This window comes from Paenibacillus sp. VTT E-133291, assembly GCF_002264395.1.
In the GTDB taxonomy this organism is placed as follows: Bacteria; Bacillota; Bacilli; order Paenibacillales; family Paenibacillaceae; genus Paenibacillus_AQ; species Paenibacillus_AQ nitricinens.
This window is the reverse complement of the sequence record NZ_NFVA01000014.1, coordinates 47140-68078: the sequence shown is the minus strand read 5'-3', so window position 1 is coordinate 68078 and position 20939 is coordinate 47140. Positions and strand designations below refer to the sequence as shown.

Sequence of the window (20939 nt, the reverse complement as noted above, 5' to 3'; positions counted from 1 at the left end):
CACCTTCCTCTAGCGATATAAATGATACTGCTGTGTTATTTCTGCAAATTGCTTGCTTTCCGCTGCAAACTGTTCAAGCAGCTGCTTGGCTTGCATATTTTCCTTACGATACATGTTGTCTCCCCCCAGCAAATCGATAAATGGACGAGAACCCTCCTTCACAGGAGGCAGGAATGAAAATTGCTCATACAAATCTCTTATCGTAAATAATAAGGTTACCCCAACTTCTAAAGGCCTCAGCACTTGGAGATCTGTAATGTAAATTTGTACCCCGCCGCATAGCTCGCCACAATGTTTAGATGACGTTGGCTTGAAATGAACTGGACGAAAAAGCACACCCGGGATACCTTTTGCATTCATCTCATCTGCCAATTGCTGCGCTTGAATGAACGGAGCACCAATCATTTCAAACGGGAACGTTGTTCCACGTCCTTCGGAGCAGTTTGTGCCTTCAAATAAACATGTTCCTGTATATAATAACGCCGTTTCATATCGTGGTATTCCAAGTGAAGGATGAACCCAGGTTAATCCTGTATCCGGAAAGGACATGTTCCGTTCCCAGCCTTCCAAACGAACGACATGCAGCGATGCATTCCAATTCATTTGATCATTTGCCATCGTTGCTACCTCACCTGCTGTTAAGCCGTATCGCACGGCTAGCTCGTAATTTCCAACAAATGATTTGAAGCCGGGCTTCAAGACATTCCCTTCTACCGTTACCCCGTTAAGCGGATTAACACGATCAAGAACAACAAATTCTACACCTGCATTTGCACAATCTTCAAGTGCATACAGCATCGTATAAATAAATGTGTAATAGCGTACACCAACATCTTGAATATCGTATACAATGATGTCTACTTCATTCAGCATTTCTTTTGTTAAACGCTTGGAGTCTTTACGGTACAAGCTATAGACTGGAACATTCGTAAAAGGATCCATGTAAGTGTCTACTACTGCCCCTGCATCCAAATCTCCGCGAACGCCATGCTCAGGTGAAAACATCGCAGCAAGATTAAAATTTTCATGTAATATAGTAATCGTTGATGCAAAATCCTTCGTAAGACCTGTCGGCGCTGTAATCAATCCTACGCGCTTACCTTCGAACAAATAACGATAATTCGTTATAGAATCAATCCCATTTAACACCATATGAAGCTGCCTCCTAGCTGCTTTTTAGCATAAATGAATAGAACAAGGGAATGTTTCCTGCTATACATAGAAACACTCCCTCTTAGCTAGTTGAATAGTTACCAAAGACTAGACTGCCTAACCTTCACCGTTTCAGCAGGCACCATAAATGCTTCTGCATATGTCTTTCTTGCTTCACAGCCGCGAACAACTGCTAGTGCTTTGTAGTAATCCATGTATTTGAAAGATTTGCTATTCGTCACAAACCAATGCTTGCTTAAAGCATCTATCCATAGATCAAATGCCGCTTGATCGAAATCCACATATACGTAAGGGACATAATCAACCGCATCCTCCCAGTTTTCGGAGTAATATAATCTTGCTGCAAAGTGCGCGGGGAGCGCTCGTTCAAAGGATGATAGACTTGCGAAGAAACGGGCATCATTTACGATATGATGCGTTAGCGCATGGTCCTTATGCATACTGTTTTTCCAGTGTGTAATAATAATGTTAGGCTTCACGCGACGAATTACATCACAAACCTCCATACGAATTTCTTGATTGTCAGGCAACTCTCCGTCACAATAATCATCGAATACAATGGCTTCACCGCCTAGCATATCCGCAAAAACCTGTGCCTCTTTCACTTTTTGCTGACGATATTCCTTCATATCCTGTCCTGCCGGGACCCCTCGTTCACCCGCAGTTAACGCTAATGTCACAATGCGATCTCCCTTTAAACTATGACTAGCGAGCACACCACCAGAAGCTAGCTCCACATCACCAACATGCGCTCCAATTGCTAATACTGTGAATTTTTCGCTCATCTTTAAAGTTCCCTCCGCAATATAGAAAATTGTTTTTCAATAGTAAAGCCCGCTTTTTGATAGATTCGAAGAGCCGGATTATTATTTCCAGTGAATAGAGAGATATACTGACAGCCCACATTTTGAAAAGCTTCAACCATTCTGAAAAATAATACACTGCCAAGGCCATGACCCTCATGCTCTGGGTGCACTCCGATACCGCAAAAAAATGCTCTTCCATCAGGCTGCGAAATAATTGGACCTGCAAAGCCCACAACCTCGTTGCCGTACACAGCTATTACAAGTGGTGCGCCAACCTTCACATAAGTAACAACATCCTTCTTCCACTGCGGATTTTGCAGGGCAGCAAGCGTTGCTTCAAGCCCTGTATGTAAATCAGGGACATAGGACGTAATGTAATAGTCCTTGCTATTTGCATGGGTTTCCTTATCTAAAATATCTTCGGGAACTATAAAGCTTCCGAGTTTTAAATACATGCCGCATTGCGTCGCTCGATCTTCGTAGCCTCTAGCCATTAAAGCTTCATATAATGGCTGGTCCTTACTGATGCCCGGGGCATTATTATGCTCATGCTGAGGTGCACTTGGTATACTCCACTTCAGCTTAACAGGGTTGAAAAACAATACATCCGCTTGCCTTTTCCCAAGTTCTTGGAATCTTTTTTCTAAACGCAATAGAAAAGCATCGTAAAGCTCCAGAGAAGCCACATGGGTATCTATAATAACACTCGTAATATAACCGGCCACATCTCCAAGAGGGAGATCGTCACCGCAGCAGCCAGCTGCAAAACCAACAATCTCTTTTTCGTCACAACCTACCCATATACAGTCAGCGTCAAAATAAGGATGGTCGATGAATGTATCTTGAAACTCTCGCTCTGTAAATGGCTTATAATCATATTTTGTAGCCTCACGATTCCAAAGCTCTACAACTGCAGAGTGATCTTCAATTGAAAAGGGTCTGATTTGCATCATTTAAGCCTCCTGCGAACGTCCAATATAGGGCCAGGAAATTTTGCCCATTACTACTGGCTGTGAAGCTCCAGTTACTAGCGGGATATTGTTTGGTAAGCGCTCCATCGTGTAATACGCAAGCAGAGCAAAAGCAATTGCTTCCTTAGCATCACTATTACCACCGATATCCTCCTGCGTCAGCACCTGCACGTTATGCGGTGCAAATAAGTGCTGTAAATTACGCAAAAGCGTCTTGTTATAGCTTCCACCGCCGCCAATTAACAATTGCTCAGCCTGGTGCTGCGGTGCAATATACCGTTCATAGCTATCGACGATGCTCCAGGCAGTTAAGTACGTAGCTGTTGCAACAACATCTTCTGCTTTCCAGTGATTAACCTTCATCATTTCAATAATTTGTGCCACGTATTGTTGGCCAAACCGTTCTCTGCCTGTCGATTTTGGTAACGGCATCCTATAATATTTATCCTGCTGCATCCATTTCAATAGCTCATCAATCACTTGACCGCCCGCACCAATTTCGCCATTAACATCCATGGTCATTGGTGCAAATAATTGCGATACAAGGCCATCGATAATCATATTTCCAGGACCCGTATCAAAAGCAAATACCTCATCCGGTGAGGCATTTACAGGCAAAACAGTCACATTGCCTATTCCGCCAATATTTTGCATCAGAAGTGTTTTCTTTGGATTGTTAAACAATAAGTATTCGGTAAATGGTACTAACGGAGCTCCTTGTCCACCCATTGCCATGTCAGCAACTCGAAAGTCTGATACGCAAGGAATTCCTGTGCGATTGGCGATAACCGCACCATCCCCAATCTGAACGGTACAATGCAGATTATAGCCGCCCATAACATTCTCATCCGGAGCATGATAGATTGTTTGACCATGCGATCCTACTGCGAATATTTGCGAAGGCGAAAGGCCGCATTTCCCTATAACGGATAATGTGGCTTGGGCGTATAATTCGCCAAGCCACATATTCATTGCGCCAACCTTATCAATCGTAGCGCTAGCGGGATCAAAAAGCTCAAATATGGAGTTTCTAACTTGCACCTCAAAAGGTGTGTTTTCAAAAGCCAGTAATTCAATCTCTACTCCATGCTCTTTTTCGGCTGATGGGAAAAGCTTAACTACTGCTGCATCAATACCATCTACTGATGTACCGGACATCAAGCCAACTAAGTATGTTGCATCAACTTTTGATTGTTTGTCCATTAACCTTTCACCGCTCCAACTGTTACCCCTTCAAGGAAGTATTTTTGTAAACTGAAGAACAAAATAAACATTGGAACTGCTGAAATGGTTGCCCCCGCCATCATCGGTGCAAAGTAAGTTGTATTCGCAAAGCGAAAGTTTTTCAAGCCGACCTGAATGGTTTGCATATCCATCGTATTCGTTACTAGGAACGGCCAGAAAAAGTCATTCCATGCCGCCATGAACGTTAGGATTGCTAGTACTGCCATAATTGTTTTAGATAGAGGCATAATGATATACCAGAAGATTTTAGGCTGGGAACAACCTTCGATTTTAGCAGATTCAATAATTTCACCTGGAATGGAGGACATGAACTGCTTAACCAAGAAGATATTGTATACCGTTACTATGCTCGGCATAATCAACGCTGTGTACGTATTTTGTAATTCAAAAATGTTTACGATCAAAATATATAGTGGAACCTGAGTGACTTGAACAGGAATCATCATAGATCCCAGCAAAATAGCGAACAAAATGTTTTTTCCTTTAAATTTCATTTTTGCAAAAGCATATCCAGCAAGTGTAGCAAAAAATACGTTAGATACCGTGATACACGCTGCCACTATAAAGGAGTTCAATAACCAGTCCCATGTATGTGGGCTGAAGTTAAAGAAGAATTTATAAGATTCAAATGAAATCTTCGATGGTAGGATAGAATAGCTCATTGCACCAGCTTCTACCGGATCACCGAACGAGGAGATGACCATAAAGTATATCGGGAATATGGTAGCTGCGGCAAATAGGATAAGGAACGTAATGTTTGCACCATTACGTATAAACAGATACCCTTTGCTTCTTAAGCTATTGTTGTACAAACCCATAGTATTCTGCTCCTTTTCCTAGTATTCTACATCTTTACCTATAAACTTGAATTGAAGGAATGATATAAATCCGATAATCGCTGCTAGAACTAATGATTGTGCCGCTGCCTCACCAAACTCAAAATATGTGAACGCATTGTTAAAGATTAACAAACCTACCATTGTTGTTGCATGGTCTGGTCCACCGCCTGTCATAAGATAAGCGTTTTGGAATACTTGGAAGGAACCGATAACACCAGTAACAAGTAGGAATAGCGTTGTTGGCTTAAGGAAAGGGACAACGATAAACCAAAGCTTTTGCAGGAAAGACGCGCCATCAATTTCAGCTGCTTCATAATAGCTGTTATCAATAGCGAGTAATGCGGCTATATAAATAATAATTGCCGTACCATGACTTGATAACCAGGACATTAACACAAGTGAGAACATTGCAGTTGCACTGGAACCAAGCCAGTTTTGATTTTCAATACCTAAAAAACTCACGAGCTTATTGGCAATACCTGATTTTAACGGATCGAAGATCCACAGCCACACAACAGAAAGCGCTACACCAGATGCTACGGCTGGCAAGTAATATAGTGCTTTAAAGATTGTTTGTGTTTTTTTCTTGAAAGGAATAATCAAAATTGAAATTAAAAATGATAGAAGAATATTAAACGGAACAGTTAATAACGTATATACTAACGTGTTTTTCAGCGCTTTCCAGAAAAGTTCATCTGAAAACGAGTTAACGAAGTTATCCATGCCGACAAAAGTGGATCCTAATGGACCATATTTTTGTAAGCTGATAATAAAAGCATTGATGACTGGATATGCGGTAAATAAAGAAAACGCAATAAGTGCTACTGCGATAAACGCGTATCCCCAACCTGAGTCACTTTCGAGTTTCATTTTTTTTCTTTTAGTCAACGTTTGATTCATTGGGTCGCACCTCTCTTCTAAAAACAGTACAAGCTCTAGCTAATTTAGAAGGAAAGCTGTACGTTCTAGCTACGCACAGCTTTCACATGTCAGCCTACGACAGACTAGTCAACTACAATACCATCTTTACCGAAAGATTTAATTGCAGCTGCTTTAACTGCATCATACATTTCTTGTGGAGTAATCTCATTTGCAAGTAAGCCTTGTAGTTTAGGAATAATAACTTCTGTTTCAATTTTTAATGCTTCAGCAGCCAGATCAGTAGGAATATCTGTACGAGCCGGAAGCGCTTTTGCCATCATAGCTTTACCTGCAGCAACGTTATCTTCGTTACGAGGGAATTTTTCAAGTACTTCTGCATTACGTGCAGATTCAGTAATTGGTGATAAGAACAGCTCATTACTGTAGTTAGCAGCAATTGAACCAGAAGACAAGAAATTCGTTGCTAGGGCAATATTTTTGATGTGCTCTTCAGATGGAGCTTTTTTACCACGAAGTGCGATATAACCATCAACGATTGAAGTAGGGACATAATCGGCACCGTTGAATGTCGGGACTGGAAGTGAAATATAATCAACTTCAATAGAATCTGCAACAGCTGAACCATCGTTCGCTTTAATCTTCTCATTGTTTAGACGAGCAGAGTTTTCAAATGCAGATAAACCCTTACCTGTGATCATCGTTTGACCCGTTAGGAACATGTTCCACCGTTTACCAGCATCGATAGAGCTTAGCTCTTTAGGCATAGAACCATCGTTGATCATTTCGCGAATAGATGTAAGTAGCCCCAAGAAGTTTTTGCTTGTATACGTGTATTTAAGGTCCTTATCGAAGTAATCTGGTAGACCTGCAGTTTTAGCAAGAATAGCCAGATAGTCTTTAGATGCTACACCAGATGTTGCGAACACGAAACCATAACGAGTAGTTTCACCTTTATCATTTTTCACTACGCCTTTAGAAATTGCATTACGGAACTCTTCATAAGTCCAACCGTTTTGTTGAATGCTTTTCCAATCAATTCCGGCTTCTTCAAGGAATTGTTTGTTACCACCGATAGTGTGGATTTCCATATATGCTGGTAGGCCGTATTGAGCGTCACCTAGTTGGAAATATTTCAATGGAACTTCGTCATAATCTGCCTTGGCTTCATCAGAAAGGGCACCGTTAAGGTCGATTAGTACATTAAGTGCTGCATATTTCGAAATTCCTGAAGCACCGATAAAAGCAATATCTGGAGGAGAACCTGCATTTACTTGAGTATCAAGTTTTTGCGTCATATCTTCCCAGCTCGCTGGCTCGATTTTCAAAGTCAAGTTAGGATGTAGTGTATTAAATTCTTTTTCCATATCAGCAAAACGTGTTTGATAGTTCGCTGATATCGGAGGTAAAAGTGCTGTAATCGTATCCTTTTTAGGCTCAGAACCACCGTTACTAGTTCCTGTGTTACCGGAATCTGTAGAAGCTGGAGCGTTATTTCCGTTTCCTCCGCAAGCCGATAATAGTGATACCATCATGATTCCTGACAAAAACAGAGTTAATCCACGTGATCTTTTTTTCATCGAAAACAGCCTCCTCAATTATTAATAGCATCCATCCTGTTATTCCACTTTTCACACCTAAGCCAATGATGAGATTGCCTGTTTCAAGCGTCCTCCGTTTGCATTAAGTACTTGTTCTGCTTCTTTTGCATCTAACCCCGATTTAATCATCATAATTGCCAGCTTACAGTTCATAGATGCTTTTTCAAGTGTTTCTGCGGCGGTTGATGTATCTACACCAGTCGTGTTCATGATGATACGAATCGAGCGATCAACGAGCTTAAAATTACTAGCCTTCAGATCAACCATCAAGTTGTTGTACGTTTTTCCTAACTTGACCATTGTGCATGTTGTCAGCATATTAAGCACCAACTTCTGAGCAGTTCCTGCCTTTAATCGAGTCGAACCGCTAATGACCTCCGGTCCTACAACAGGTGTTATACAAACATCTACAATGGGTTCGAACTTTGAGCCTCTGTTGTTACAAACACCGATAGTGGCTGCTCCAAGTTCCTTTGCTTTCGCTAAAGCTGCAATAACGTAGTTTGCACTACCGCTTGCCGAAATCCCAATAAGTACATCTTTGTTTGTTACACCAATGCTTTCGATTAATGCGATCCCTTCATCCATATCGTCTTCACAGCCTTCAACCGCAGTACGCAAAGCAATATCACCACCAGCAATATAGCCCTGCACCAAGGAAGGATCTGTACCAAAGGTAGGAGGACATTCGGAAGCATCCAGAACACCTAATCTTCCTGATGAGCCAGCTCCTATGTAAAACATTCTTCCACCATTAGACAACCTATGATGTAGAATATCTACCGCCTTTGCAATCTGCGGAATCTCCTCAGCTATAGCTCTGGGGACCAGTGCATCTTGTTGATTCATTAACTGGATCATTTCTTCCGTAGTACATTCATCAATCATTAATGTGTCTGGATTCACAGCCTCTGTTGTCAATCCCGCAAGGTAGTCATTCATAGCCATCCTCCTTCTTCCCAGCCTCAATCTGTCATAGAATTAACAAAGCAAGTTAGATTAACTTACAATTATTATGTTCTTATACTAATACAACACCATCGCTTCGTCAATAGATTTTGAAATATAATTTCATAAAGAAATTATATTCTGATGTTTTATTTCATTCCTTACATACTATGTTATACCACATATATAAAGCGCTTACAAGATGTAATTTAAATTCTTACCAATTGCTTTGATCGCTATGGCTCTAAGGTTAAAGCGATTTTAAAAAATGTATTATTTGCTGATTATCGCTCCAAACGAAACATAAAGTTACATCATCCGTGTTCAACCGGATGATGTTTCGTCTTCGATTCCATTCATTTTCTTCCTCATAATTGTGTGCCAAGCTATTAATTATTGAATTAAACTACTTATTATATTCATTAGATCAACGTATTCATCATGTAGATAATCTGACATGGATTGATAAGTAGTACATTTTAGTACACGAATAAGTGAATGAAATACAAAAAAAAGAAAGCATTGATCCATGATCAATGCTTTCCTCCACATTCATTCTATCAGAACCTAATTTCTAAGTTTTTTCTTTAATATATTATGCGTTTTTGTTAAGTAGGTTTTTACTTCTTCATATTCTGCACTTGCGACACCAGCAAATAATATGTCGATGATCGTAAGCATCGCAATACGCGAGCCCATAGCCCCACTGCGGATTGTTATTTCAGGTGTGGATATGCTCAGTACAATATCCGCCCGCTCCGCAAGCTCACTTTTATTGTACTTCGTAATCGCAATACATTTCGCTCTATTCTTTTGGGCAATTTCCAGTGCATCAATAATATCACTAGTTGCTCCAGAGTTAGAAATGAAAATGGCAACATCCTCTTTCTCAAGTAAAGTTGCTGCCGTGAGCTGACTATGACCATCTGTATAGGCATGACACATCTTATTAATTCGCGAGAACTTCTGTTCCCCGTCCATACAAACGAGTCCCGAAGCACCTATTCCAAAGAAAACAATACGCTTACTATGACATAGTAATTCTACAGCTCTTGTAATTTCTTTTCGATCAATAACACTAAGCGTATCCTCAATGGACTTGCAATTATTCAATGAAATATTTGATATAATTGTCGAGAGATCATCACCTGGCTGAATATCTGTATATTGAGCCTTTGAATCCTCATCACGAGAACCCAAAGATGCCGATATACTCACAATAAAATTGCGGTATCCGCTGTAACCCATCGTCTTACAGAAACGAAGGACAGATGCATCGCTTGTCTTACTCGATTGAGCCAATTCCTTAATCGACAAATGAGGGATCTCTTCCGTATTTTCTAAAATGTAATCTCCGACCAATCGTTCAACTGGTGTAAAACTCTCTCGCATCTCACGAATTTTAATTAATACGTTGTCATTTAGACTCATAATCTACCTACTCTAGATTTAATTAACACCTTAAATAATATCATAAACAATATAAACAACCTATTTCAATAACAAAATACGCTTTGGCATATCAAAAGCTAATATTAATTAATCTATTAAAATTATCCTACTCTTAGGTCATCTGGTGACTTTACGTTGATTATAGCGTAATAAAGTTGTAAGGTATAGTCGATAATTATATACTTTCTGATATGGTGAAACAAGGGACCACAAAGGTCCCCGAAGATTCTTTCTATTGTTCTCAGCATACGTATAACGCATGTATTTTTAAATTTTACTGCCGTCTAAATATGACCCGATTTGTCAACTGCATTCTTTGGTGTAGCACCGTTGCTTGAACCATTTAATTTGCTAGCAAGCTGCTTTAATGCAGTCAAGAACACCGGCATGGCCGCTACACTTAGTAATAATAGTGCAATGATTAATACGAATGCTACCTGTATAAGTGTCATTACGCCCGAAGGAATCAACGCGGCGCAGGTGCCTCCTAGAATAAAGGCAGCAGACAATACTACACCAACCATATAACGTGATGCCACTCAATTCTTGATCCAACATCCCCTTCAAGCTCGTTATACCGCATCATCAGGAATTTTTTGCGGAATGTAGAATCTTTCCGTTGTCTTGGATTTGCTAAAATCGCTTAAGAATTTTTGCGCATCTTTCAAACCACCGCTTACTTTATCAAGACCTTCACTACTAGTAGATAGACCAGATTCCAGCTTCCCCATCTGGTTCTGCAGGTCATTCAGAACACCCAGCAATTGCTTTTGTCCATCATTAATTTGAGTCACGCCTGATTGCAGCACAGCGGTTTTTTCCGCTATTGCCAAAGTTTGCTGAACATTAGGGTCGTTTGCCAGCTCTGGTTTGCTTTGTACCAAATTATTCACTAACTGCTTCTCCAACTCCTTGCCATTTAGGTGTGTAGTCATTTCGGTGATTCCAAGCTAGGATTTTTTATCCTGCAATGCCTTGATGACTGAGGCAATAGAATACTTTTTTGTATCGGTTAGGGCCTCATTGCTGCCGCTGTTAAATACCGCAATGATATCAAATGTTTCTTTGTTACTCTCATTCATGGTTTTTAACATCATATTTGCCAGAGCGCTTTGTGCAGTATCAGGTATCTTTATTTGCCCTTTCTCCTGCACCAGCTTTTCCATATTCGGCATCGTTATCAAGTAGTGACAAAGGAACCTAATGCTCCTTAGTCTGAAAATCAGCAGACTCCCTGCAATCTAATGGCATTCCAAAAGCTGTCTGTAAGTTCTTCTTCGAGCTCAAGCCAATACAGTAACTCACTTTCTTCCATCATTTTAGCGAACATCTTCAAAGGGCCATATACAGTGCAGATCAATGCCATGGAAGGCAGGGGGCGAAACAATTTCTCCTCCTTACCTGATTTGGGTATTTCTAGAATGAATTTTAATAAATCACCGATTATTGCTTTGCTATGTTCGTCTAAGTAATATCCATCTTCATGCAAGCCTTTCTTTTGCGATTTTTTTGCGCAAGAAATAAAGAGTCCTTTATAATGTAATAATGTACATAAAGACGGATTTGGAGGGAAACAAATGGCAAGTCATAAATGGGTATTAATCATAGACGATGAAGATGATTTAGCTCGTCTGATGAAGGCAGTTTTACATAAAGAAGGTATTGCAGACGTTGTAACGGCCGGGACAGTTGCAGAGGGATGGGACAAGTTTCAGGAGTATAATCCTGAACTTATCTTGCTTGATATTATGCTGCCAGATGGAGAAGGATATGACTTATGCAGGAAAATTCGGGAAACATCAAATGTACCGATCTTATTTATGTCTGCAAAGGATGAGGAAATTAATAAGCTGTTAGGACTGGCAATAGGTGGCGATGATTATATCACTAAACCGTTTAGTCCAAAAGAAGTCGCTTATCGGGTAAAAGCACAGCTGAGAAGAGCTGGCTTTACAGAGGAAAAAAAGGCTCCGAAAAGTTTGCAAGTAGGCCCCTTTGAGCTTAGTGCCAATGAGACAGAATTAAAAAAGAATGGCGAACCCCTTGTGCTTACCGCCAAAGAAGTCGGTTTAATGAGCTGTTTCATGCATCATCCGAATCAGATCATAAGCAAAGAAACCTTGTTTGAACAGGTATGGGGTGAAGATTTTTTTGGTTCCGATAATACAGTGATGGTACATATTCGCCGCTTACGCGAAAAAATTGAGGCAGACCCTTCAAAGCCCGCCTTTATATTAACGGTTAAAGGGTTAGGTTATAAATTACATACCAAGGGGTGAGATAAGTTGAAATGGAAATTGACACTCCGTTTTTTAAGATCGGTCATGACTATTGTTGTGATCGTTGGTATAGTAAATGCGATTTTATTCCTTTTTATATTCTTTTTACAGCTAAAAAACAATAATTTCGGCACTGAAGAAGCATCTGCAGAAACCTTTAGCCGGACCTTTTCACAATATGTAGAACTACAATCCGGCAGACCCGTTGTCAACGAAGATGGCCTCAAAAAACTACAGGAAATGAGCGCCTGGGTACAATTTTTGAATGACCAAGGGGAGCAAGTAGCAGCCTTTTATGCCCCTGAAGAATTGCAAACAGCGTATTCTCCTATTGAAATCGTACAAATGTATAAGTATAAAGAATTAGATGCAAGCACGACTGTTTTTGTCAGCACAGCCCAAAATTTCAGCTACTTTTTAGGGATTCAAAATCCGAAAATAGGCCGCTATGTAATGACCTATGACTACGCTAAAATTTTTAAAGATGTTAATATTTTTCTCTCCATTTTTCTTATCGTTGATGTTCTTATTGTAATTATCATTGGATTTTTATTTGGGAAAAAGTTAACTGCACCACTTCATACATTAATAGAGGGTATTCAACAGCTCAGGGAACGACGTTTTAAGAAAATGCCTACTCCCAAAGGTGTGTATGAAGATGTGTTTCGTAATATGAATGAGCTATCTGAAAAGCTCGATCGACATGAAGAGGAACGTAAGCATCTCGACCAAATGCGTGAGGAATGGATTAGTAATGTTTCACATGACATGAAAACACCACTCGCTTCTATTCAAGGGTATGCAGAATTTATAAACGACAGTGCCACAGATTTAACAGCACAAGAATTACAGGACTACACAGCAATTATCAAGAGTAAATCGATGTATATGAAAGATTTGTTAGATGACCTCAATTTAACGACGCGTTTGCGTAATCACCAGCTATCCCTGCAATTTGAAGAAGTAAATCTCGTTCAGTTTCTACGAGAAATGACGATTGAACTTTTAAATGACCCGACCTTTGGTGAACGGCAAATAGAGTTTGAGGCAAATGAGGTTACAGCCGTATATAATGTAGATAAAAAGTTACTAAAACGAGCGATCCTTAACTTTATCTACAACGCGCTGGTGCATAACGATGAAAATGTCGTGGTGAAGATTCGAGTGGAAACCATTCATCCGCATACCCAAATTACAATTTCTGATAATGGCCAGGGTATTCCGGCTAAAGATCTGGAACAGGTATTTGAGCGCTACTATCGGGGTACAAATACTACAAGCACACATGGAACTGGACTCGGAATGGCCATCGCAAGAGACATTATTTGGGCTCATGAGGGGAAACTCGATTTGACGAGCGTTGAAAATACCGGAACCACCATTACTATACTTTTATAATACAATTGCCTTATTTACTCATTAGGCAGAAAAAAGGGCTGTACTCCACTTACTTTATTGGAGACAGCCCTTCTTCAATCTATTAGTTTTTTAGTGCCTTTAGCGGAATATCCTCTAATTTCACTTCATCGAATGAGGATACTTGATCACCTTTTTTTACATACATTTTCAAGTACGCTCCTTTGCGAAGATTTTTTTGTGCATTAAATTGGAGTGGAATGGTTTCACCTTTGGCATTTGTAGCTTCCAGTGTATACGAATAGGAAGTCATCACTGTACCATCGTTCAGTTTATATTCATGGGCTTCCCCATCCTTTGTTATTTGTAAATAGTAATTATCGGCATTAAAGCGATTGAAGTCAAATTTAGCTAGAGCAAAGACACCTGCAGCTCCTATAACAAACAAAATACCAATAGTAATTAGAAATTTTTTCATCTCAATCATCCTTCTGTTCTATTATTTAGTGTGATAATACGATTGTAAGAAGCTACGGTTAACAAATAATACAATCCGTAAATTACGGTATAAGCAATCATCCAGAGCAACACAGGTTTTGCTAAGTCCATCATCATTAGACTAGAGAAGGCTTTTAAAGCTACTACACTGTGCAATAACCCAACTGTGAGCGGTACTACAAAGATAATGAATACCTGTGACGCAATGGATTTTCGCATTTCTTTTGCATTGACACCCATTTTATGCAGCATATTGTACTGAGATTTATCTTCTTCTGCCTCAGTTAATACCTTAAAGTAAATGATACTGCCTGTTGCAGCCAGAAATACGAGACCCAGAAAACTTCCGATAAACAGTAGAGAGCCGACACCTTCCAAGCTTGTTTGGTAATCTTGCGGACCACTTGAAAATAGCGCTTCTTCTGGTAATTGATTTGCAATTTTTTGAGATAAATCTACTGAGGCATGATCTACCCCGAGGACACGATAGTGCTGCACTTTCCCATCATTTTGCAATATTTCATACTGATCATCTGAGACTACTACGGTTATACCTGCTGTACCTACATTCAATACGGTTTGCGTGTTAAAGCTTTGGAATGTGAGTGGATGGCCGTTGCCTGTTGTTATAGTTTTTCCTGTATATATAGGTGAGAATCTTTTGTCATATCCGATATCTAAAATAACCGCGTAGCCATCATTTACATTTAATTTTTCTTTATGTTGTACACTCGCTAATTGGTTGTAGGTTTTTTCATCGATAACTGTATATTCTCTTTTATCAGAGCTATCGAATGTGGATGGTGAGTTTAACTCTTTCGTATGAAACGTAATGGATAGTGCTTCAAATTTTTTATCGTATTTTGTATCTGATAGCACAGCACTCACTTGCCTATCTATTTCTGAATCTGTTGATTGATACATAAAGGTATTCGGATTAATCGTTTTCGCTGAGTCATTCGTATTGTAATAAAGACTATATACCGCTCCACCGGCAGTTACTGTCGTAGCACTTAACACCGCAATCACTGTTAATGTTCGGGCATTCCCACGGATACGGTAGAGCAGCTGTGAAATAGTCATTACATGAAGGCCTTTCCACAGCCACTTTTCATTTTTCTTAATCATCGCCAACACAAATCCAGTCACACTGTGGAACAATAAAAAAGTACCCATAATAACCGTTGTTAAAATAATGAATACCGTCATAAGAAATCCAATTTGAGCCCATACGTTAGAAGTGAATAAATCCTGCATCGCGAGCCAATACCCTAAGACAATTAGCAATATTCCAAGTACAGCAACGATCATCGATGATTTGGGCGCCACTTCTCCCTTTTTTGAAGCATGAAATAAATCAATCAGTTTAAATTGATAAATCAAGCGATAGCCTTGAAAGGATGTGACTAAGAAAATAATCAGAAATACGATAGCAGTGTTCATTGCTGCCGCCGCTGAAAATGTAAAGGGTGCTATAACGTTATATCCCATTAAATGAATCAAAATCGTCATAAACCCTTTTGAACAAAGGAACCCCAGTACAATCCCTACTACTAAAGAGAATAATCCTAATAATAGATTTTCAAAAAAGAGCATAAAGCCTATCTGACGATTACGAACACCAAGCAGCGCATACAATGCCACTTCTTTTTTACGTTTTTTCATAAAAAATGAATTGGAATACACTATAAATATGACCACGAAAAAGAAGAGAATGACTGCGGCTCCACTCATTAGTGAACCTAGTTTTTGGGATGAAGCCGTCTGTTCTGCTATCGTGTCACTATATTTCAAGGTCACAAATGTAAAGTAAATGATGATACTAAACACCATCGAAGCAATGTATAAAAAATATTGAGAAAAGTTTCGTGCTATATTTCTTCTGGCTAGACTAAATAACGTCATCTACCTCACCCCCAATGGCTGCATGAACATCTAAAATCTGTTGGAAGAAGGCTTTGCGTGTTTGATCCTGACGATATATTTCTGTTGAAAAGGAACCATCCTTGATGAAAATAATCCGGCGGCAGAAGCTTGCGGCAAATGCATCATGGGTCACCATCATAATGGTCGAATGGTTATTTTCATTTAGCGTACTTAAGCTTTCCAATAAACCGGTTGCTGATTTGGAGTCAAGCGCACCTGTTGGCTCATCAGCCAAAATTAGCTCAGGTTCTGTCACAAGCGCTCTAGCCGCAGCGGTTCTTTGTTTTTGCCCCCCAGAAATTTGATAAGGATATTTTGCCAGTAAATCTTCAATCCCAAATACTTTGGAGATCTGAGTCACGAGATGATTGATTTCCTTTGCTGGAACTTTAGCAATCGCCAAGGGAAGCAATATATTTTCCTTTACAGTCAAGGAATCGAGTAAATTGTAGTCTTGGAAGATGAAGCCGAGATGTTCACGTCGGAAGTCTGCTAAAGCGGCTTCCTTCATATCATGAATACTCTTGTTCTTCATATAAATCTTGCCTTCAGTTGGAGAATCTATAGTAGCTAACAAATTTAGCAAGGTTGATTTCCCCGCTCCGGAAGGGCCCATAATTCCGACAAACTCACCTGCATGAATGTCAAAAGATACATCTTCTAACGCTGTATAAGCAGCACTTAACTTCCCATACACTTTTTTTACTTTTTCAACTTTTAACAATGGTTCCATTCATTTCACCTCATAATTTGCTGATACTTATACTATAGGCTGTGAACCTTACAGCAAATTCATGCCAACCTTACAATAAGCTTAAATCCACACAAAAAAAGGGATACCCTGTAGCCATTTAAGACTACGGAGTATCCCTTTTATTCAAGATTTAGGTAAGTTTTGAGCCGAGAGTTCTACATTATTTTTCTCGTTGTATATAAATCAGAAGCATCATCAAAATAGAAGCGGCGTTTCTGTTTGCCAAACACGACTAATATCGCATGGATGAACAGCACGATCGATAATATGAACAAGGTCAATCCAGCACCCAGCGTTAAGAATATGGATGCCTTATAAAATGGAGAATCCATTGATAGCTCCACGTTATTTAACGTATTCGCAATGACTGTTATGAAGTATATCGCGTAAATCGCACCAAAGCGTTTAAATAATCGCTTGTTTGTTTCCTTTTGGCTTAATTTACTGTCATAGCGATAGCGCATAATTTTCGTACCGATGGTCGCTCCGTTCCAAATCCACGGAATTATAAAAAGTGTTACAAAAAGCGTCACTGTCGTCGCAATAAATTCACTAACGATATTCACGTTGGTCATACTCAACACCACTTTAACCACTATGTTGCTGATAAATATATCAATCATAACTGCCAGCAACACAGACATCCCTTTCACTTCATCAAGAGCCAATAATGTTTCTGATTTCTCATTAATTTTCTTTTTGGAGGGGAATAACGCCAACACGGCTGGAGCAATAAAGAATCCCAGTACCCCGCCAGTAGTATTCAACAATAAATCATCCACATCAAAAATACGATAAGGGCAATTATAAATTCCGTAAATGCCGGTTACCTGTGTGACCTCATAAAATAATGTTAGTGAGAAGGTGATCCCTAGCGCTTTCTTCCAGTGTTTCTTGTCTTGAAAAAAGTATCGCAAATAAACACCAAAAGGTAATAACAGCAAAAAATTAAAAAAGGCTTGATAGAACGATGGTTGGCTAAATAACAGTCTATACGTTGCAGGCTGTGACAGAACTACACCACTATTATCAAAGGTACTCACAATAAATTGAAAAGGTATAAGGGAATAGTGTTGTGTACCCGGTTTTTGTAGCGAACAAGTATTGCGTGTTTCTGGCAACGGCAACAAAACTAAAAATAACGCTGCTAGAAAGTAAAAGATAAATGAAAACGAAATTAATGTAGTTGAAAAAGGCAGATAATTAAACTTTCTATAGGTATACACGAGCCATGGGATAAATAAGGCGAATGCTAAAACAACAAAAAAGATCGCTGCCACAAAGATTGGTTGCGTATATGCTGACATTTCTAGTTCACACCCCATAATTATTTAGTATTCATATTAACCATAAAACGGATTCTAATTCAACTGGAGTTGGAACATTTTATCAGATTTAAGGATTCTGTAATGTTGACATTCATTTAATGTAAGGTTCGCAACTTATAGTGACTTCTAGGCAAATAAAATTATTTTCAAAGGAGAACTATAATGAACCCCTCCATCTCACAAAAAGAAAGAATTATTTCACTCGACATCATTCGCGGACTTGCTCTTTTTGGCATACTGCTTATAAATGTTGGGGGCTTTAAACTTATTATGGAAGGAGATCCCTTGCCAGACTATAGTGGCATTAATGGAATCATCAGTACTTTAATCACCATCTTCGTACAAAAAAAATTCTTTTCTATTTTTTCATTCCTTTTTGGAGTAGGCCTGTACATTTTCGCCTCAAGAGCTGAAAGCCGGGGAGATCAACCAAGAAAGCGTATGGCTAGACGTTTACTAATCCTCTTGCTGATGGGAATCATTCATATATTTATCTTTTGGGGATCGATTCTACCCGCTTACGCCATTATCGGATTGTTGTTGATCCCTTTTTATTACGCGAAGATTTCTACCCTTAAAAAATGGCTTGTTGGCATGACATTAATTTATATCCTTTGCCTGATGTCAACAATATTTTCACCCTCACTTGGGGTGTTATCAACTGTGTTAGATCTGTTTTCTAATGACGCTATACAAATCTTCATCATGTTTTTAACTGGCTTTTTAACCGCAAAATCAGGTTGGCTGACACGCATACAACAATTGTACAAACCGATTAGATGGATTCAGATTGTATCTTTTCTTTTGTTCGTTGGTTTCTCATTATGGATTTGGAACGCTTCTCAAAGCGGGAACAGCTATGTAGATTCAGTTACAGCCATAGGGTCACTTCCAACCACTTTGTTTTACTTAACCACATTATTTCTACTATTAGAGAATAAACATATCGTGAAAATTTTGAGACCCATAGCACGAGTTGGTCAAATGGCATTTACAAATTATGTAGCTCAAAGCATTATAGGGACAGCAATCATTTCAATTATAGGTCTCGAAGTCGTCTCACCAAAAGATATTCTCTACATCGCTGTTCTGATTTATTTGATTCAAATCATTTTTAGTACCATCTGGTTCAAGTTCTTTTCTATGGGACCCTTAGAAAAGGGTTGGCGCTTGTTGACCTATGGAACAAAACAAACTACAAAACGATAAAAACTCTCGCTAACTTGGGCAGCGATGGTAGTTGATGTTCTCATTTTTCCAATTAAGCATCGTTTTCATCCACTTTTAACAGCTTCGTGGTCAATCTTATCGCTCTGTTCACACCAACGGTTGAACCGCATGTTCGATGAATTTGTCTCATCGTGATATCTTTATCCTCAGTTGCAGCGTGCATCTTTACCGGAAGTTCGTCAAGAATCGAAAAATTCATAAAAAAACGCCATCCTTTCCAAAAATTCTATAGAGAGGATAACGTCTTTTTGCTTTATAGGTAGTGTAAAACCTTAGCTTGATAGCGATGGGGTAGCGTCAGGAAAATGCGGTTATCCTGCCGCTACCCCGTATACAAATTAAGTTACAAACAACTAATTTGAACTTAATGCATTATTGACAGTTGCGCTGTCCACGATTTGAATAAATTTATTAACCTTATCATTCTCATCAAATTCATATAGATGGCAAAAGTCTGCTATAAATGATTTTCCTGTTGCTTTATACGTCCCACTATATTTTCCGTAGACGATAACAGTGTTATTATTAAACGCATAGATTTCATCTTTTGCAGAATAGCCATCCCATTCGGTTCCAAGGCGTTCATGTACGTTTTTCACTACTTCATCTGGACCTACATAAGTACCCGCATAAGGAAATCCAGCAGCTTCTGTCCAAGATACATTATCACTTAAATACATTTTGAAGGCATCCAATTTTCCTTCACCGGTTAATACATACGTTTCATGTAATAATTTTTGATAAATATTCATAACATTACCCCCAAGGAATTTCTTTCGTTACAACTTTTGCACTTAATTCTAATACGCCTTTATTTGCATAGCCTGGATATGCTGCTTCAAGTTTTGCAACAAAATCCGTAGAAGTTTTACTTTCTTCAGAGGCTTTAATTGCAGTTTTCAGATAATTGCTAGTTGCAATAAGGGCTTGATTATCTAAGGATTTTTCTATTGAACCATGGCTTGGTACGATTATATTAGCATTTAATCCTTGTAACACTTTCAAGTTCTCAATCCAAGCTTCCATTGCTTCTTTTGAGCTAGTATCTGCTAAGAAAACATGTATTTCGTTGAATATTTCAATGCCACCAATCAATAATTTTAATTCTCTGTTAAATAAGCTAGTTCTGTAATTATCTAAACCTACAAGTTCAAATGTTAAACCTTGAAAGTCAATAGTTTTTTCTGCAAATACTTGAGGCAATACAACATTACTTGGCGCGTTTTCTCCAAGTGCATCTTTCCAAACTTTTAATTTACCTAAAACAGAATGAACAATATGTTCAACAGTAGATTCTGTGGCATACGCAATGGCTTCTGGATAAGCTGCTTTAATACTTTCTAACCCAAAATAGTAGTCCGGATCTCCATGAATAATAAAAATTTTATCTAAAGACAAGTTATTTTCATTTAGGAAATCAACAATTTCTTTCGAATCGGATTGAGTAAATTTCGCATTTATTAAGAATGCATGTCCTGCTTTTTCAACTAAGGTTGCAGTCACCATAAAACTTTTTTCTTCAGAACTAAATATCGTCAATTTCACATCATTTTGATTTATTTCGATTGTTTTAAACATAGAATTTTATCTCCTTTTTATTGAACCATCTTTAATTTCTAACGCTTTTTCAGGAGCTTTATTCTTCCTCTCAGCC

General features: G+C 38.9%; 21 protein-coding genes and 1 pseudogene. 3 read left to right on the top strand and 19 right to left on the bottom strand.

All coding sequences use genetic code 11. From position 1 onward, the window contains the following. Positions 1 to 9: 9 nt before the first annotated feature. The 12 genes and pseudogenes from CA598_RS08890 to CA598_RS08830 all read right to left on the bottom strand — a co-directional run bounded on the left by CA598_RS08890 (position 10) and on the right by CA598_RS08830 (position 11403). Positions 10 to 1152, bottom strand: a complete 1143-nt coding sequence (locus tag CA598_RS08890) for an exo-beta-N-acetylmuramidase NamZ family protein (protein ID WP_094876287.1) — start codon at positions 1150 to 1152, stop codon at positions 10 to 12. 98 nt (positions 1153 to 1250) lie between these two features. Further along, on the bottom strand, positions 1251 to 1958 hold the full coding sequence (locus CA598_RS08885; protein ID WP_076106428.1) for a PIG-L deacetylase family protein: 708 nt from the start codon (positions 1956 to 1958) through the stop codon (positions 1251 to 1253). A 2-nt stretch (positions 1959 to 1960) separates the two neighbouring features. After that, entirely contained in the window at positions 1961 to 2932 is a 972-nt protein-coding gene (locus CA598_RS08880) for a GNAT family N-acetyltransferase (RefSeq protein ID WP_256990412.1), read from the bottom strand. Further along, a complete protein-coding gene (locus CA598_RS08875; protein ID WP_094876286.1) occupies positions 2933 to 4153 on the bottom strand; it encodes an anhydro-N-acetylmuramic acid kinase in 1221 nt (406 codons plus the stop codon). It abuts the gene before it with no gap. Then, a complete protein-coding gene (locus CA598_RS08870) occupies positions 4153 to 5013 on the bottom strand; it encodes a carbohydrate ABC transporter permease (protein ID WP_036688719.1) in 861 nt (286 codons plus the stop codon). Before CA598_RS08870 ends, CA598_RS08875 begins: the two co-directional genes overlap by 1 nt. An 18-nt stretch (positions 5014 to 5031) precedes the next feature. Next, positions 5032 to 5934 carry a carbohydrate ABC transporter permease gene (locus CA598_RS08865; RefSeq protein WP_094876285.1) on the bottom strand — a complete coding sequence of 301 codons (903 nt, stop codon included), beginning with the start codon at positions 5932 to 5934 and terminating at the stop codon, positions 5032 to 5034. Between the two features lie 104 nt (positions 5935 to 6038). Continuing rightward, on the bottom strand, positions 6039 to 7493 hold the full coding sequence (locus CA598_RS08860) for an ABC transporter substrate-binding protein (protein WP_094876284.1): 1455 nt from the start codon (positions 7491 to 7493) through the stop codon (positions 6039 to 6041). Between the two features lie 57 nt (positions 7494 to 7550). Next, positions 7551 to 8456 (bottom strand): N-acetylmuramic acid 6-phosphate etherase, encoded by a 906-nt coding sequence (gene murQ, locus CA598_RS08855; RefSeq protein ID WP_094869336.1) that lies wholly within the window; start codon positions 8454 to 8456, stop codon positions 7551 to 7553. Between the two features lie 573 nt (positions 8457 to 9029). Continuing rightward, positions 9030 to 9893, bottom strand: a complete 864-nt coding sequence (locus tag CA598_RS08850) for a MurR/RpiR family transcriptional regulator (protein WP_094869335.1) — start codon at positions 9891 to 9893, stop codon at positions 9030 to 9032. A gap of 305 nt (positions 9894 to 10198) precedes the next feature. Then, positions 10199 to 10741 (bottom strand): annotated as a pseudogene (locus CA598_RS32910) (hypothetical protein); the annotation flags it as partial. A gap of 123 nt (positions 10742 to 10864) precedes the next feature. Further along, positions 10865 to 11080, bottom strand: coding sequence for a hypothetical protein (locus CA598_RS08835; protein ID WP_094869332.1), 216 nt, complete (start codon positions 11078 to 11080; stop codon positions 10865 to 10867). Between the two features lie 56 nt (positions 11081 to 11136). Beyond that, on the bottom strand, positions 11137 to 11403 hold the full coding sequence (locus tag CA598_RS08830; protein WP_179283625.1) for a TetR family transcriptional regulator C-terminal domain-containing protein: 267 nt from the start codon (positions 11401 to 11403) through the stop codon (positions 11137 to 11139). Between the two features lie 88 nt (positions 11404 to 11491). Between CA598_RS08830 and CA598_RS08825 the strand changes: the two genes are divergently transcribed. Then, the gene (locus CA598_RS08825) at positions 11492 to 12193 is read left to right on the top strand and encodes a response regulator transcription factor (RefSeq protein ID WP_094869330.1); all 702 of its coding nucleotides are present in this window, start codon (positions 11492 to 11494) and stop codon (positions 12191 to 12193) included. 6 nt (positions 12194 to 12199) lie between these two features. Then, positions 12200 to 13591 (top strand): sensor histidine kinase, encoded by a 1392-nt coding sequence (locus tag CA598_RS08820; protein WP_094876279.1) that lies wholly within the window; start codon positions 12200 to 12202, stop codon positions 13589 to 13591. Between the two features lie 82 nt (positions 13592 to 13673). On the opposite strand, the gene CA598_RS08815 is transcribed toward CA598_RS08820, so the two are convergent. From CA598_RS08815 to CA598_RS08800, 4 genes are all read right to left on the bottom strand, one after another. Continuing rightward, positions 13674 to 14027, bottom strand: coding sequence for a YxeA family protein (locus tag CA598_RS08815; protein ID WP_094869328.1), 354 nt, complete (start codon positions 14025 to 14027; stop codon positions 13674 to 13676). A 5-nt stretch (positions 14028 to 14032) separates the two neighbouring features. Further along, positions 14033 to 15952, bottom strand: coding sequence for an FtsX-like permease family protein (locus CA598_RS08810; protein ID WP_094876278.1), 1920 nt, complete (start codon positions 15950 to 15952; stop codon positions 14033 to 14035). Beyond that, the gene (locus CA598_RS08805; RefSeq protein ID WP_094876277.1) at positions 15939 to 16706 is read right to left on the bottom strand and encodes an ABC transporter ATP-binding protein; all 768 of its coding nucleotides are present in this window, start codon (positions 16704 to 16706) and stop codon (positions 15939 to 15941) included. Before CA598_RS08805 ends, CA598_RS08810 begins: the two co-directional genes overlap by 14 nt. Before the next feature lie 176 nt (positions 16707 to 16882). Beyond that, the gene (locus CA598_RS08800; RefSeq protein WP_094876276.1) at positions 16883 to 18034 is read right to left on the bottom strand and encodes a VanZ family protein; all 1152 of its coding nucleotides are present in this window, start codon (positions 18032 to 18034) and stop codon (positions 16883 to 16885) included. 183 nt (positions 18035 to 18217) lie between these two features. Here CA598_RS08800 and CA598_RS08795 point away from each other — a divergent pair, with 183 nt between their 5' ends. Further along, positions 18218 to 19264, top strand: a complete 1047-nt coding sequence (locus CA598_RS08795; RefSeq protein ID WP_094876275.1) for a DUF418 domain-containing protein — start codon at positions 18218 to 18220, stop codon at positions 19262 to 19264. A gap of 52 nt (positions 19265 to 19316) precedes the next feature. Here CA598_RS08795 and CA598_RS32215 read toward each other — a convergent pair whose 3' ends face one another. The 3 genes from CA598_RS32215 to CA598_RS08785 form a co-directional block, all read right to left on the bottom strand. After that, positions 19317 to 19484 carry a hypothetical protein gene (locus CA598_RS32215; protein WP_179283624.1) on the bottom strand — a complete coding sequence of 56 codons (168 nt, stop codon included), beginning with the start codon at positions 19482 to 19484 and terminating at the stop codon, positions 19317 to 19319. Positions 19485 to 19638: 154 nt separating this feature from the next. Beyond that, positions 19639 to 20037 (bottom strand): nuclear transport factor 2 family protein, encoded by a 399-nt coding sequence (locus tag CA598_RS08790; protein WP_094876274.1) that lies wholly within the window; start codon positions 20035 to 20037, stop codon positions 19639 to 19641. Positions 20038 to 20041: 4 nt separating this feature from the next. Next, entirely contained in the window at positions 20042 to 20863 is an 822-nt protein-coding gene (locus CA598_RS08785; RefSeq protein WP_094876273.1) for an MBL fold metallo-hydrolase, read from the bottom strand. Between the last annotated feature and the right edge of the window lie 76 nt (positions 20864 to 20939).

Coding starts and splice junctions, on each gene's coding strand:
- CA598_RS08785 (WP_094876273.1), bottom strand. CDS start 20,863: ATGTTTAAAACAATCGAAATAAATCAAAATGATGTGAAATTGACGATA.
- CA598_RS08790 (WP_094876274.1), bottom strand. CDS start 20,037: ATGAATATTTATCAAAAATTATTACATGAAACGTATGTATTAACCGGT.
- CA598_RS08885 (WP_076106428.1), bottom strand. CDS start 1,958: ATGAGCGAAAAATTCACAGTATTAGCAATTGGAGCGCATGTTGGTGAT.
- CA598_RS08865 (WP_094876285.1), bottom strand. CDS start 5,934: ATGAATCAAACGTTGACTAAAAGAAAAAAAATGAAACTCGAAAGTGAC.
- CA598_RS08835 (WP_094869332.1), bottom strand. CDS start 11,080: ATGGAAAAGCTGGTGCAGGAGAAAGGGCAAATAAAGATACCTGATACT.
- CA598_RS08890 (WP_094876287.1), bottom strand. CDS start 1,152: ATGGTGTTAAATGGGATTGATTCTATAACGAATTATCGTTATTTGTTC.
- murQ (WP_094869336.1), bottom strand. CDS start 8,456: ATGAATGACTACCTTGCGGGATTGACAACAGAGGCTGTGAATCCAGAC.
- CA598_RS08805 (WP_094876277.1), bottom strand. CDS start 16,706: ATGGAACCATTGTTAAAAGTTGAAAAAGTAAAAAAAGTGTATGGGAAG.
- CA598_RS08870 (WP_036688719.1), bottom strand. CDS start 5,013: ATGGGTTTGTACAACAATAGCTTAAGAAGCAAAGGGTATCTGTTTATA.
- CA598_RS08800 (WP_094876276.1), bottom strand. CDS start 18,034: ATGTCAGCATATACGCAACCAATCTTTGTGGCAGCGATCTTTTTTGTT.
- CA598_RS08825 (WP_094869330.1), top strand. CDS start 11,492: ATGGCAAGTCATAAATGGGTATTAATCATAGACGATGAAGATGATTTA.
- CA598_RS08880 (WP_256990412.1), bottom strand. CDS start 2,932: ATGATGCAAATCAGACCCTTTTCAATTGAAGATCACTCTGCAGTTGTA.
- CA598_RS08815 (WP_094869328.1), bottom strand. CDS start 14,027: ATGAAAAAATTTCTAATTACTATTGGTATTTTGTTTGTTATAGGAGCT.
- CA598_RS08795 (WP_094876275.1), top strand. CDS start 18,218: ATGAACCCCTCCATCTCACAAAAAGAAAGAATTATTTCACTCGACATC.
- CA598_RS08860 (WP_094876284.1), bottom strand. CDS start 7,493: ATGAAAAAAAGATCACGTGGATTAACTCTGTTTTTGTCAGGAATCATG.
- CA598_RS08810 (WP_094876278.1), bottom strand. CDS start 15,952: ATGACGTTATTTAGTCTAGCCAGAAGAAATATAGCACGAAACTTTTCT.
- CA598_RS08875 (WP_094876286.1), bottom strand. CDS start 4,153: ATGGACAAACAATCAAAAGTTGATGCAACATACTTAGTTGGCTTGATG.
- CA598_RS32215 (WP_179283624.1), bottom strand. CDS start 19,484: ATGAATTTTTCGATTCTTGACGAACTTCCGGTAAAGATGCACGCTGCA.
- CA598_RS08850 (WP_094869335.1), bottom strand. CDS start 9,893: ATGAGTCTAAATGACAACGTATTAATTAAAATTCGTGAGATGCGAGAG.